The sequence below is a fragment of the Candidatus Pantoea soli genome, from assembly GCF_007833795.1.
GTDB classification, from domain to species: domain Bacteria; phylum Pseudomonadota; class Gammaproteobacteria; order Enterobacterales; family Enterobacteriaceae; genus Pantoea; species Pantoea soli.
Genome location: NZ_CP032702.1, coordinates 1,614,156 through 1,626,988 on the forward strand (window position 1 = coordinate 1,614,156; position 12,833 = coordinate 1,626,988).

Genomic DNA, 12,833 nt, shown 5'->3' on the forward strand with positions numbered 1-12,833 from the left:
AACAGGATCTTTACGAAAACCTGACGTTTTCGCACGACGGGAAAATTCAGCCAGTAAGTTGATAAATCTGGATTTATGTTCCAGGCTTAGTGCGACATGGACAATGTATGAGGAACAACAAGATGAAAAAAGTGCTGGGATGTATCGCTGCTGCGCTGACGCTGGCAGCTCTGTCTGGTTGTACAACTTACGATCGTGCGGAAAGCTACGTGACTAAGCCAGTGGTGAAGGACGTGAAAAAAGGTATGACCCGTGAACAGGTGCGTCAGATTGCCGGCCCGGCATCCACGGAAATCACCATGGTTCACGCGCGCGGCACCTGCCAGACGTATGTCATCGGCGAGCGTGATGGCAAGCAGCAGACCTATTTTGTGAGCTATAACGACACCGGTCGCGTGATGAACTACGGCTTCCAGAGCTGTAAGGATTACGATACCGATCCGCAGGCCGGCCAGTAACGGTCAGCAGGATGACAAACGGCCCGTCAGTGACGGGCCGTTTTTCGTCAGAGGCTTATAAGCCGTAAGGACGCGGCACTTCAATGTACTCGCCGCCAATTTCACGCTGATAGTAGTGACCTTCCTGCACGTAGTAGCGCTTTCCGTTGTAATCCAGCACGCGCATGCCGCCCGCCGGGGGCGCATCCGGCGGCTGCACCACCACATAGGTATCCCCCTGACGCTGATAATAACTGCCGTTAAGCAGGTAGTAAGTGAGTCCGCCAATCAGCACCGCCGTGGCGGCTTCCGGCAGGAAACGCAGCGGGCCAGGATGACCCCAGCGCGGTCCGGGTCCACCCCAGTGCGGACCCGGACCGCCCCAGTGTGGGCCCGGACCGGGGCCCCAGCCATAGGGATGCGCCAGGACGAGAGTGGGTGCAAGTAGGGTTAACGCCAGCACCCGGGCGATAACGTTTTTCATGGTTGTTCTCCTGCTGTGTCTGACAGCAGAATTAGCCTTTTAGCGGGCAAAAACAAGCGAAAAGCGCGCGTTTTTGCCGCTGTTTACCAGGCTTAACACTTTCCTTACGCTGCCACCACGATTGCGGGAAATTACGGAGAGAAGGGAGCGGAGATAAAAAAAACGGCAGGCCTGCTGGCCTGCCGTGATTGCTGTCAAACAGCGGATTAACGGTGCGCCAGTTCGGCGTGCTCGTCACTCTCCAGCACCTGTTTGTCGGTCATACCCAGCCAGCGGCTGGTCAGGGAACCGGCGGTCATGGAACCATTCACGTTAAGCGCCGTGCGGCCCATATCAATCAGCGGTTCGATGGAGATCAGCAGCGCCACCAGCGTGACCGGCAGACCCATGGCAGGCAGCACAATCAGCGCGGCAAAGGTCGCACCGCCGCCCACGCCCGCGACGCCGGCAGAGCTGAGAGTCACAATGCCGACCAGCGTGGCAATCCACATCGGATCAAAGGGATTGATGCCCACCGTCGGCGCAACCATTACTGCCAGCATGGTCGGATAAAGTCCTGCGCAGCCGTTTTGACCGATGGTGGCACCAAAGGAAGCAGAGAAGCTGGCGATGGATTCCGGTACGCCCAGACGACGCGTCTGCGTCTCCACGTTCAGCGGAATGCTGGCGGCGCTGGAGCGGCTGGTGAACGCAAAGGTGATCACCGGCCACACTTTGCGGAAGAAGCGCATCGGGTTAATGCCGTTCACCGACAGCAGCAGAGCATGCACACCAAACATAATGGCGAGGCCGAGGTAAGACGCCACCACAAAGCCACCCAGCTTGATAATGTCCTGCAGGTTGGAACCGGCAACCACTTTGGTCATGAGGGCCAGCACACCATACGGCGTCAGCTTCATGATCAGACGCACCAGCTTCATGACCCATGACTGCAGCGTATCAATCGCCACCAGTACGCGCTCGCCTTTGGCTTTGTCATCTTTCAGCAGCTGCAGCGCAGCCACGCCGAGGAAGGCGGCAAAGATCACCACGCTGATGATAGAGGTCGGATTGGCACCGGCCAGATCGGCAAACGGATTTTTCGGGATAAACGACAACAGCAGCTGCGGCGTGCTGAGATCAGCCACTTTACCGGCATAGTTGCTCTGAATAGCGCTGAGACGTGCTGTCTCCTGTGCGCCCTGTACCAGGCCTTCCGCACTCAGGTGGAACAGCCCGGTCACCAGCACCCCGACCAGCGCCGAAATTGCGGTGGTAAACAGCAGCACGCCGATGGTCAGCACGCTGATTTTACCCAGCGAAGAGGCATTATGCAGACGCGCAACGGCGCTCAGTATGGACGCAAACACCAGCGGCATCACGATCATCTGCAGTAGCTGCACATAACCGTTACCCACAATGTTGAACCAGCTGATGGAGTCTTTCACCACCGGGTTGTTTTCGCCATAAATCGTCTGCAGCGCCAGGCCAAACACCACGCCTAGTACCAGACCGGTGAGCACGCGCTTTGACAGGCTCCAGCTCTGGTTGCCCACGCGATTCAGCACCACCAGCAGGGCGACGAACGCCACGATATTAATAATCAGAGGAAAATCCATGCTTAACTCCAGAGATATGCCGCGGCCCCAATTGGCAGAGGCACGTAATACAGTCAGGTTCCTTAAAGGAATGTCAGGGATGTTAGCAGTTGATCAAAGGGCAGGCTTATACCCAAAAAGAATGGCTTATAACTATCGCGTTGAATTTGTGGCTTTATTGACCGTTATGGAGAGTAATCAGCCGGCCGACGCCATTTTGCAGGGTATTGAACAGCTGCTCAGGCCAGCCGTTAGCACCAAAAGAGGGCATGCCAGGCGGGAACCACAGGGCGTAGCCGACCAGCGCGAGGCACAGTGCCCGCTCCAGCTGGTTACCCTTCTGACTGCTCAGCAGCGGCAGGCGGAAGCGCCAGCGGCACGGCCACAGCAGCGGCACACCGGCCGGGGTCAGCATATCGGCGACGATGTGGCTCAGGTAGCCCAGCGTCAGGCCCTGCAGGACATCGGCTGGCAGGAAACCGTCGGCGGGCACGTTAATCTGAAACAGCCATAACCCGAGCGCCACCGCCAGCAGGCTATGCGTAAATCCGCGATGGCCAAACGCCCGGGCGATAGGGTGTGACAGCCAGCGCAGACGCTGGCCCAGCAGGGATTTCGGATGATCAATATCCGGCAGCAGACAGGTCAGCAGCGTCGCGGGCACCAGATGCCACCAGTCGGCCGCTGCCATAACCGGTGTCAGTTCAGCACGTTTAGCAAAAATCGCACTGGCGATGGCAAAAATGATGTGGCCTTCGGCCGTCATGATAAAACCTGGCTGCAAAAACTGTCGATGCATCCAGTATAGGGATTTATCCAGTAAATGAGAACGGTGACGCTGTAACGAAGAGTGAATTTTTTTGCCGCACCTGAACAGCGCGGATGCCTGTCCGGGCGCTGCGCCCGCTACCGTGCCAGCCAGCCGCCATCCACCGCCAGCGTATAGCCGTTGACATAGTCGGACGCGCGCGAAGCCAGAAAAACAACCGGCCCCATCATATCCTCTGGCTGACCCCAGCGTCCGGCGGGGATGCGGCTCAGAATTTCCTGCTGACGCGCCGCGTCGTTGCGCAGCGCCGTGGTGTTATTGGTAGCCATGTAGCCCGGTGCAATGGCATTCACGTTAATGCCATAAGGTGCCCATTCGTTGGCCATCAGCCGGGTCAGGCCGAGCACGGCGCTTTTTGAGGCCGTATAGGAGGGCACGCGAATCCCCCCCTGAAAAGAGAGCATGGACGCGATATTGATAATTTTCCCGCCGTTGCCCTGCGCAATGAACTGACGCGCCACCTGTTGCGACAGGAAAAAGACACTTTTGCTATTGATGTTCATTACCGCATCCCAGTCCTGTTCACTGAAGGTCAGGGCGTCCGCGCGCCGGATAATCCCGGCGTTGTTGATCAGGATATCAAGGCGTCCGGCGAGCCTTATTGCCTGTTCCACCACCTGCGGGACGATAGCGGGCTGCGTCAGATCGGCCTGAATTGACCAGAAACGCCGCCCCTGTGCAGCGACCTGTTCCGCGGTATCACCCGGGCCGGCGCGGTTAACGCCAATAATGTCGCAGCCTGCCTGCGCCAGGCCGAGCGCCATGCCCTGACCCAGGCCGGTGTTGCAGCCGGTAATCAGGGCAATTTTACCTTCCAGATTAAACGCGTTAAGCATGCGGCCTTCCTCTTCAGTGCAGTGGATAAGGCATCTTAGTCACCGTGAAGCCGTGCTTCAATAAAAATGAAACGCTATTTTAATTATTTGTGAGGCAGGTCAGGCAGGGACAGTGCTGGGCCGCGCCGCGCGATAACCGCCAGCCCGGCAGGCGGCGGCAGAGATGGGAAAGGCTAGTTGAACAGATGTGCGGCCTGCAGCTGGGTTAAATCGTCCAGCTTCACATTGGCCAGGGACCAGCGCGCGTCGTCGCGGTGTGCGGCTGCCGGAACCACAATGGCGCGCATCCGCGCGGCCTTACAGGCAATCATGCCGTTAAAGGAGTCTTCCAGCGCCACGCAGTTGAGTGGATCAACGCCCAGTTTTGCTGCCGCATCCAGATAGACCTGCGGATGCGGCTTGCTATAAGGCAGCGCTTCGGCAGAGGCAAGGGCAGTAAAATAGTGGCGCAGGTTGAACATCTCCAGCACGCGCTCCAGCATGGCGAGCGGTGAAGCCGATGCCAGCGCAATCTGCAGGCCCTGCTGCTGGCACAGCTGCAGCGCCTGTTCCACGCCCGGCAGCAGCGGACGGCGCGCTTCCACCAGTTCCAGCGCCCGCGCAATGATGCGCTGCGTGACTTCCGCCTGGTCCGGGCCTTGCCACGGCAGCGCTTCGTACCACATCCGCACGGTCTGATCGATACGCAGACCCAGCGTGTCCGGCAGTTCATGCCGGCGGCTGATATCCACCTGCAGGCTGGCGAAAATCTCCAGTTCAGCCTGATCCCACAGCGGTTCCGAATCAATTAGTAAACCATCCATATCAAAAATAGCGGCCAGTACGGGACGACGATAAGACATAACACAGCTCCGTTGATGATTTGCTCTACCTTAACATGACGATGGCGGAAAACCGACGCACGCCAGGTAACGCATTTATCAGGAAAATTTACCGCAGTGCAGGTAGACTTAGGGCAAATCTACTGTTCGTGAAGGGACGACACTATGACGTATCAACAGGCTGGCCGCATCGCCATCCTCAAGCGCGTGGCTGGCTGGGTTATTTTTATTCCGGCACTGCTGTCCACACTGATTTCCATCCTTGGCTTCATGTTTAAGCACAGCGAAAAACAACCTGGCATTGATGCGGTGATGCTCGACTTTGTGCACGTCATGGTCGATATGGTGAAATTTAATACCCCGTTTTTGAATTTTTTCTGGCAAAACTCACCGGTACCGGAGTTCAGCGGCAGTGCGAACCTGGGCTTCTGGTTTATCTATATTCTGATTTTTGTTGGCATGGCGCTGCAGGCGTCCGGCGCGCGCATGTGGCGCCAGTCACGCCATGTGAAAGAGGGCATTGAAGATCAGATGATCCTTGAACAGGCGAAAGGCAGTGAAGGGCGCTCGCGCACCCAGCTGGAAGAGAAAATCCGCGTACCGCATCACACCATCCTGCTGCAGATTTTCCCGCTCTATGTTCTGCCGGTGATTATCGCCGTGGCGGGCTATTTCGTACTGAAGCTACTCGGCATGATCTGACGGTCAGGCCGGCCTGGCCTGACGGTGCCCCAGCATATCTTCATTAAGCAACTGGCCAATGGCGAACTGCGCTTCGCCGGTCCAGTTGCCACCAAACACGTTTGCGCGGTTCAGCAGATAGTAAAGCTGGTACACCGGCTGGCGCTGCGAAAAGCCTTCCGGCAGCGGCCACACGGCATGGTATCCGTCATAAATCTCACGCGGTAATCCGGTGTAATAACTCAGCATCGCCAGGTCGCATTCGCGATCGCCCCAGTAGCAGGCCGGATCAAACAGCCAGGGGCCGCTGGCGCTGCCGGCACAGTTAGCCGGCCAGAGATCGCCATGTAATAACGAGGGTTGCGGATGGTGGTTTGCCAGGCTGCGCTGTACACAGGCAATAATCACATCCATATCGCCGTACTGGATACCTTTTTCCGCCGCCAGCTGCAGCTGCCAGCCAATACGCTGCTCGGCAAAAAAAACCGACCAGCGGCGCAGCCAGCTGTTGGGTTGCGGCGTGGTGGTGATGTTGTTATCGAAGTCCAGGCCAAACTGCGGCTGCTCGCTCCACTGGTGCAGCCGGGCGAGCTGCTGGCCAAGCTGAAAGGCGCTGTGCGGATTCAGCGGTTCCGGCTGAATATACTCAAGCAGCAGAAAGCTGGTGTCGCGGTCGTTCCCGACGCCATAGACTTTGGGCACCCGTACCGTCTGGGTCCGTGCCAGCAGATCAAGCTGGTCAGCTTCCCAGCTGAACAGGGTAAGCATGTCGCGCGTGTTGCACTTCACAAACACATCCAGCTCGCCATAGCGGATGCGCCAGGCCGGGTGAACGTCCCCGCCTGGCAGTTCACGACGATCGGTGATTTCGGCTTCGCCGGCGTACTCGCTTAACAGTCGATGAATGGCTGACCACATGGGGTTGTCCTCTTTATCCGCTGCTTAAGGTCGATTGTAACGCTCCACAGTCGAGCGAAAACCCGTCTGACGCCTCTTTTGTGCAGTGCGTCAGGCTTGCGCTTTCAGATAGGCTTCCAGCTTAGTGACAGCGACCTGCGGACGCTGATGCAGCGCCACTTCCGCCACGCCTGCAGCCTGGTCCGCCAGTGCCTGTTCCGGCAGGGCGCTGACGATACCAAAACTGTTGGTTCCCAGTTCATGCGCATGGCCGTCTGCATCGTGAAGCGTGGTGGCATAGCCTGCGTTCACCATCGCACTGTTCAGCGACTGCAGATCGCCCAGCCCTTTTTCCTGATACCTGAATGTGACAACGTAACTTACAGGCGTATGATCGCTCATTTTCTCACCTCGTTGTTATCGAACAGAATTCAGCGTAGACCAGCACGCTGCAGAGAGCGAATTTTGCGCAGCGCCGGAAACCGGGCCCTGAGCGCTCAGCAGGGCAACAGAAAATTCCTGTTGCATTCAGGCTGCTATTTGGCCGATTGCCCCCTATAATGCGCGCCGGTTACGGGAATATTACTGCTCTGTCAGCGGCGTCAGCGCGAAACCTGGCATTTCAGGCGCTTTCATATTTTTTTACAAAACTTACCGTAAATTGCATTGATTGCCCTGGAAAACGCTGCAGACTCACTGTTTTTTAAACTGTCGTACGGATTACTTTTCAATGAAAGCCTTTAACAAGCTGTCCGCTGTTCTTCTGCTCTCGGCCGGAGCATTTTGCCACCAGGCCCTTGCTGACAATGCCGTGTTTACCTCTATGGATGATCCTTCCACGGCGAAAAAGCCGTTTGAGGGCAGTGCGTCAGCCGGTTACCTCGCACAGACCGGTAACACCACCAGTTCATCCCTGACGGCATCCACCAGCATGACCTGGTATCAGACCAATACCGCGTACAGCCTGTGGGGAAACGCGGCGAACACCTCTTCCAACGATGAACGCTCTTCCGAGACTTATAACATCGGTGGCCGTAGCCGTTATAACCTCAACAGCGCCGACTACCTGTTTGGTCAGGCCAGCTGGCTGAGCGACCGTTTCAACGGCTACGATTCACGTGATGTTCTGACCGCCGGTTACGGTCGTCAGATTCTGAACGGCCCGGTGCACTCACTGCGTGCTGAATTTGGTCCGGGTGTGCGCTATGACGATTTCCACGACGGCGGTCATGAGACCAAAGCGCTGGGCTACGGTGCGCTGAGCTATCAGTGGCAGCTGACCGACACCACCAAATTCATTCAGGGTGTTTCCGTGCTGAGCAGCTTTGGTGAAGACACCACGCTGAACTCTGAAACCGCGCTGCAGGTGGCGATCAACGATCATTTCGCCCTGAAGCTGGGTTACAACGTGACCTGGAATAACAATCCGCCAGAATCTGCGCCGGACCGTACCGACACCAAAACCACGATCCAGCTCTCCTACGCGATGTAAGGCAGCCGTGGATCATCAACCGCCGTCTGGCCCAGGCCGCACGGCGGTTTTTTTTCGATCTCTCGCTGGGTTAGCGCACTTTCGCATGGGTTTTGCTCACGGCGGAAAGCTGCTATCATCGTTGCCGCTTTACGCGCCTGGCGTCATTCCGACAATGTGGGTCTGACATCACGCCGGGTAAACCAAACAAAACTCAATGTTGCATGTAGGCTTTCGTGTGGCTTACCACTGCAATGTAAGGATATGAAATGCCAGTAATTACTCTTCCTGATGGCAGCCAGCGCGTGTTTGACCGTCCGGTCAGCGTGATGGATATCGCCCTCGATATCGGTCCGGGTCTGGCCAAAGCCTGTATCGCCGGTCGCGTTAATGGCGAGCTGGTGGATGCGGTGGATCCCATCACTGAAGATGCGCAGGTAGCGATCATCACCGCCAAAGATGAAGCCGGTCTGGAAATTATTCGTCACTCCTGTGCGCACCTGTTAGGGCATGCAATCAAGCAGCTGTGGCCGAATACCAAAATGGCGATTGGCCCGGTCATTGACAACGGCTTCTACTACGATGTGGACCTTGATCATACCCTGACTCAGGAAGATCTTGAGCAGCTGGAAAAGCGTATGCACCAGCTGGCAGAGACCAATTACGACGTCGTGAAGAAAAAGGTGAGCTGGCAGGAAGCCCGTGACGTGTTTGCCGCGCGTGGCGAAAGCTATAAAACCACCATTCTTGACGAAAATATCAGCCATGACGATCGTCCTGGTCTGTATCATCATGAAGAATACATCGATATGTGCCGCGGTCCGCACGTACCGAATATGCGCTTCTGCCACCATTTTAAACTGCAGAAGATTGCCGGTGCATACTGGCGCGGCAACAGCGATAACAAAATGCTGCAGCGCATTTACGGCACCGCCTGGGCTGATAAAAAACAGCTGGCGGCTTACCTGCAGCGCCTGGAAGAGGCCGCAAAGCGCGATCACCGTAAAATCGGTAAGCAGCTGGATCTCTACCACATGCAGGAAGAAGCACCGGGCATGGTGTTCTGGCACAATGACGGCTGGACCATCTTCCGCGAGCTGGAAGTGTTTGTGCGTACCAAGCTGAAAGAGTACGACTACCAGGAAGTCAAAGGTCCGTTTATGATGGACCGCGTGCTGTGGGAAAAAACCGGGCACTGGGAAAACTATAAAGAAGCGATGTTCACCACCTCGTCTGAGAACCGTGAATACTGCATCAAGCCGATGAACTGCCCGGGCCACGTGCAAATCTTCAACCAGGGCCTGAAGTCCTACCGCGATCTGCCGCTGCGTATGGCGGAATTCGGCAGCTGTCACCGCAACGAACCGTCAGGCGCGCTGCATGGCCTGATGCGCGTGCGCGGGTTTACCCAGGACGATGCGCACATCTTCTGTACAGAAGATCAGGTACGCGACGAAGTCAACAGCTGCATCCGTATGGTTTACGACATGTACAGCACCTTCGGTTTTGAAAAAATCGTGGTGAAGCTGTCGACCCGTCCGGAAAAACGTATCGGCACCGATGAAATGTGGGACCGCGCGGAAGTTGACCTGGCCGAAGCGCTGAAAGAAAACGCGATTCCGTTTGAATATCAGCCGGGTGAAGGGGCGTTCTACGGCCCGAAAATTGAGTTTACCCTGTACGATTGCCTCGACCGCGCCTGGCAGTGTGGCACCGTTCAGCTAGACTTCTCCCTGCCAAAACGTCTGGACGCTACCTATGTGGGCGAAACCAACGACCGTCAGACGCCGGTGATGATTCACCGCGCGATTCTGGGTTCAATGGAGCGCTTTATCGGCATCCTGACAGAAGAGTTCGCCGGGTTCTTCCCGAGCTGGCTGGCTCCGGTGCAGGCCGTGGTGATGAATATCACCGACGGTCAGGCTGAATATGTCAGTGAATTGACAAAGAAATTGCAGAATGCTGGCATTCGTGTCAAAGCAGACTTGAGAAACGAGAAGATAGGCTTTAAAATCCGCGAGCACACATTACGTCGCGTCCCTTATATGCTGGTCTGCGGTGAGAAAGAGGTGGAAGCAGGCAAAGTTGCCGTGCGCACCCGCCGTGGTAAAGACCTCGGGAGCATGGACGTAGATGTGTTTGTTGAGAAGCTGCAACAAGAGATTCGCAGCCGACATCTTCACCAATTAGAGGAATAAGGTTATTAAAGGCGGAAAACGAGTACAACCGACGCGTCCGAACCGTATCAACGGTGAAATCCGTGCTACCGAAGTGCGCTTAACAGGCGTAGACGGCGAGCAACTTGGCATTGTCTCACTGCGCGAAGCGATTGAGAAAGCCGAAGAAGCTGGCGTTGATTTAGTTGAAATTAGCCCGAACGCCGAACCGCCGGTTTGCCGTATTATGGATTACGGCAAGTTCCTTTATGAAAAGAGTAAGTCTTCTAAGGAACAGAAGAAGAAGCAAAAAGTTATCCAGGTTAAGGAAATTAAATTCCGTCCTGGGACCGATGAAGGCGACTACCAGGTAAAACTCCGCAGCCTGGTTCGTTTTCTGGAAGAGGGCGATAAAGCCAAAATCACGCTGCGTTTCCGTGGTCGTGAAATGGCTCACCAGCAGATCGGTATGGAAGTGCTTAACCGCGTGAAAGACGATCTGGTTGATCTGGCAGTGGTCGAATCCTTCCCGACGAAGATCGAAGGCCGCCAGATGATTATGGTGCTTGCTCCGAAGAAGAAACAGTAGGCTTTCAAGTAATAATGCCGCGCAGCGTTCGCGCCGCGCGGATTTTTATTCGCCTGTCTGGTTCATTTTATTAACAATGCGAAGTGGATATTTGTAAAAATGCCAAAGATTAAAACTGTACGTGGCGCGGCTAAGCGCTTCAAGAAGACCGCTTCTGGCGGCTTCAAGCGTAAGCACGCAAACCTGCGTCATATTCTGACTAAAAAATCAACGAAGCGTAAACGTCACCTGCGTCCAAAAGGCATGGTGTCTAAAGGCGATCTGGGTCTGGTTGTTGCCTGCCTGCCGTACGCATAAGTTAACTTTTTTATAAATCTGCCTGACCTCTCTGCACTACGGCTTCTGGCCGGCAGGGCATCGGGCATCACAGAATATGATATAGGAGAGCTCACATGGCTCGCGTAAAACGTGGTGTAATTGCTCGCGCACGTCACAAAAAAATCTTAAAACAAGCTAAAGGCTACTACGGTGCACGTTCACGTGTTTACCGCGTTGCCTTCCAGGCTGTTATCAAAGCTGGTCAGTATGCTTACCGCGACCGTCGTCAGCGTAAGCGTCAGTTCCGTCAGCTGTGGATCGCACGTATCAACGCTGCGGCGCGTCAGAACGGCATCTCTTACAGCCGTTTCATCAATGGCCTGAAAAAAGCGTCCATTGAAATTGACCGTAAAATCCTCGCTGACATCGCTGTATTCGACAAAGTGGCATTCACTGCACTGGTTGAAAAAGCAAAATCAGCTCTGGCGTAAGTCAGGTAAAAAAGGGAGCTTGCTCCCTTTTTTATTGTCCGCAACTCACGCAAAAGATTGACATTTTCGCCGCCGGGCTTTTCAATAGTACGGTTTCCATCAAGACAAGGTAATGCAAGCATGCACGCTGCTATTTTCCGTTTCTTTTTTTACTTTAGCGCCTGAACATCAGGGGCTTTTGCGCATAAGAAAAGAAACGAAAAATCGCGCTGAAAGCCTCCCTCGTGGAGGCTTTTTTGTTTCTGGCGACACTTTATCGGATCGCACGATCCCAACGAGAACTGACCAGCCCGGCTGGAAGAAGAGGAAATCATGTCCCAACTCGCAGACCTGGTGGCCCGTGCCACGGCCGCCATCGACGAGGCGTCGGATATCGCCGCCCTGGACGCCGTGCGCGTCGAATATCTGGGTAAAAAAGGGCACCTGACGCTGCAAATGACCACCCTGCGCGAACTGCCGGCAGAAGAGCGCCCGGCCGCGGGTGCGGTGATTAACGAAGCCAAACAGCAGGTTCAGGATCGTCTTACTGCGCGTAAAAACACGCTGGAAAACGCGGCGCTGAATGCCCGGCTGGCGGCAGAGACCATCGATGTCTCCCTGCCGGGTCGTCGCGTTGAAAACGGCGGTCTGCATCCGGTCACCCGTACTATCGATCGTATCGAAACCTTTTTCGGCGAATTGGGTTTCGCGGTCGCCACCGGACCGGAAATTGAAGATGACTACCACAACTTTGATGCGCTGAATATTCCGGGGCATCACCCGGCGCGCGCCGATCATGACACCTTCTGGTTTGATGCCACCCGTCTGCTGCGCACCCAGACCTCTGGCGTGCAGATTCGCACCATGAAGAACCAGCAGCCGCCCATTCGCATCATCGCACCGGGTCGCGTCTACCGTAATGACTACGATCAGACCCACACGCCGATGTTCCACCAGATGGAAGGCCTGATTGTCGATAAAGACATCAGCTTTACCAACCTGAAAGGCACCCTGCACGATTTCCTGAATAACTTCTTCGAAGAAAACCTGCAGATTCGCTTCCGTCCGTCCTACTTCCCGTTTACCGAGCCGTCAGCGGAAGTGGATGTGATGGGTAAAAACGGCAAATGGCTGGAAGTGCTGGGCTGCGGCATGGTGCATCCGAACGTGCTGCGTAACGTGGGCATCGATCCGGAAATCTACTCCGGCTTTGCCTTCGGTATGGGCATGGAACGTCTGACCATGCTGCGCTACGGCGTGACCGATCTACGCGCCTTCTTCGAAAATGATTTACGTTTCCTCAAACAATTTAAATAAGGGCAGGTTA

At 55.6% G+C, this 12,833-nt stretch carries 16 protein-coding genes and 1 other annotated feature; of the genes, 9 read left to right on the plus strand and 7 right to left on the minus strand.

From position 1 onward, the window contains the following. The first annotated feature begins 122 nt into the window (after positions 1-122). Positions 123-458, plus strand: coding sequence for an osmotically-inducible lipoprotein OsmE (osmE, locus tag D8B20_RS07510; RefSeq protein ID WP_145888287.1), 336 nt, complete (start codon positions 123-125; stop codon positions 456-458). 55 nt (positions 459-513) lie between these two features. Here the strand turns inward: osmE and D8B20_RS07515 are convergent, their stop codons facing one another. From D8B20_RS07515 to hxpB, 5 genes are all read right to left on the minus strand, one after another. Beyond that, on the minus strand, positions 514-921 hold the full coding sequence (locus D8B20_RS07515; RefSeq protein WP_145888288.1) for a DUF6515 family protein: 408 nt from the start codon (positions 919-921) through the stop codon (positions 514-516). A gap of 206 nt (positions 922-1,127) precedes the next feature. Continuing rightward, complete coding sequence (locus tag D8B20_RS07520) at positions 1,128-2,519, minus strand: L-cystine transporter (protein ID WP_145888289.1); 1,392 nt, start codon at positions 2,517-2,519, stop codon at positions 1,128-1,130. A 154-nt stretch (positions 2,520-2,673) separates the two neighbouring features. Further along, the gene (locus D8B20_RS07525) at positions 2,674-3,264 is read right to left on the minus strand and encodes a metal-dependent hydrolase (protein ID WP_145888290.1); all 591 of its coding nucleotides are present in this window, start codon (positions 3,262-3,264) and stop codon (positions 2,674-2,676) included. Positions 3,265-3,404: 140 nt separating this feature from the next. Next, a complete protein-coding gene (gene kduD, locus D8B20_RS07530) occupies positions 3,405-4,163 on the minus strand; it encodes a 2-dehydro-3-deoxy-D-gluconate 5-dehydrogenase KduD (RefSeq protein WP_145888291.1) in 759 nt (252 codons plus the stop codon). 173 nt (positions 4,164-4,336) lie between these two features. Beyond that, positions 4,337-5,005: a hexitol phosphatase HxpB gene (gene hxpB, locus D8B20_RS07535; RefSeq protein ID WP_145888292.1), complete on the minus strand. Its 669-nt coding sequence runs from the start codon at positions 5,003-5,005 to the stop codon at positions 4,337-4,339. A gap of 144 nt (positions 5,006-5,149) precedes the next feature. On the opposite strand from hxpB, the gene D8B20_RS07540 reads away from it, so the two are divergent. Next, complete coding sequence (locus D8B20_RS07540) at positions 5,150-5,686, plus strand: YniB family protein (protein WP_145888293.1); 537 nt, start codon at positions 5,150-5,152, stop codon at positions 5,684-5,686. Between the two features lie 3 nt (positions 5,687-5,689). Here the strand turns inward: D8B20_RS07540 and D8B20_RS07545 are convergent, their stop codons facing one another. Both D8B20_RS07545 and ghoS read right to left on the minus strand, forming a co-directional pair. After that, on the minus strand, positions 5,690-6,583 hold the full coding sequence (locus D8B20_RS07545) for a fructosamine kinase family protein (RefSeq protein ID WP_145888294.1): 894 nt from the start codon (positions 6,581-6,583) through the stop codon (positions 5,690-5,692). Between the two features lie 90 nt (positions 6,584-6,673). Next, the gene (gene ghoS / locus D8B20_RS07550) at positions 6,674-6,964 is read right to left on the minus strand and encodes a type V toxin-antitoxin system endoribonuclease antitoxin GhoS (protein WP_145888295.1); all 291 of its coding nucleotides are present in this window, start codon (positions 6,962-6,964) and stop codon (positions 6,674-6,676) included. A 328-nt stretch (positions 6,965-7,292) separates the two neighbouring features. On the opposite strand from ghoS, the gene D8B20_RS07555 reads away from it, so the two are divergent. From D8B20_RS07555 to pheS, 7 genes are all read left to right on the plus strand, one after another. After that, complete coding sequence (locus D8B20_RS07555; RefSeq protein WP_145888296.1) at positions 7,293-8,054, plus strand: DUF481 domain-containing protein; 762 nt, start codon at positions 7,293-7,295, stop codon at positions 8,052-8,054. A 248-nt stretch (positions 8,055-8,302) separates the two neighbouring features. Continuing rightward, positions 8,303-10,231, plus strand: a complete 1,929-nt coding sequence (thrS, locus tag D8B20_RS07560; protein ID WP_145888297.1) for a threonine--tRNA ligase — start codon at positions 8,303-8,305, stop codon at positions 10,229-10,231. Positions 10,232-10,235: 4 nt separating this feature from the next. After that, on the plus strand, positions 10,236-10,778 hold the full coding sequence (infC, locus tag D8B20_RS07565; protein ID WP_145888298.1) for a translation initiation factor IF-3: 543 nt from the start codon (positions 10,236-10,238) through the stop codon (positions 10,776-10,778). 99 nt (positions 10,779-10,877) lie between these two features. Then, on the plus strand, positions 10,878-11,075 hold the full coding sequence (gene rpmI / locus D8B20_RS07570) for a 50S ribosomal protein L35 (RefSeq protein ID WP_006118955.1): 198 nt from the start codon (positions 10,878-10,880) through the stop codon (positions 11,073-11,075). Between the two features lie 95 nt (positions 11,076-11,170). Beyond that, a complete protein-coding gene (gene rplT / locus D8B20_RS07575; protein ID WP_010616241.1) occupies positions 11,171-11,527 on the plus strand; it encodes a 50S ribosomal protein L20 in 357 nt (118 codons plus the stop codon). Positions 11,528-11,642: 115 nt separating this feature from the next. Continuing rightward, positions 11,643-11,768 (plus strand) — a sequence feature (Phe leader region). Then, positions 11,648-11,692 (plus strand): pheST operon leader peptide PheM, encoded by a 45-nt coding sequence (gene pheM, locus D8B20_RS21720; RefSeq protein WP_121626058.1) that lies wholly within the window; start codon positions 11,648-11,650, stop codon positions 11,690-11,692. It overlaps the preceding feature by 45 nt. A gap of 71 nt (positions 11,769-11,839) precedes the next feature. Beyond that, positions 11,840-12,823: a phenylalanine--tRNA ligase subunit alpha gene (pheS, locus tag D8B20_RS07590; RefSeq protein WP_145888300.1), complete on the plus strand. Its 984-nt coding sequence runs from the start codon at positions 11,840-11,842 to the stop codon at positions 12,821-12,823. Positions 12,824-12,833 lie beyond the last annotated feature (10 nt).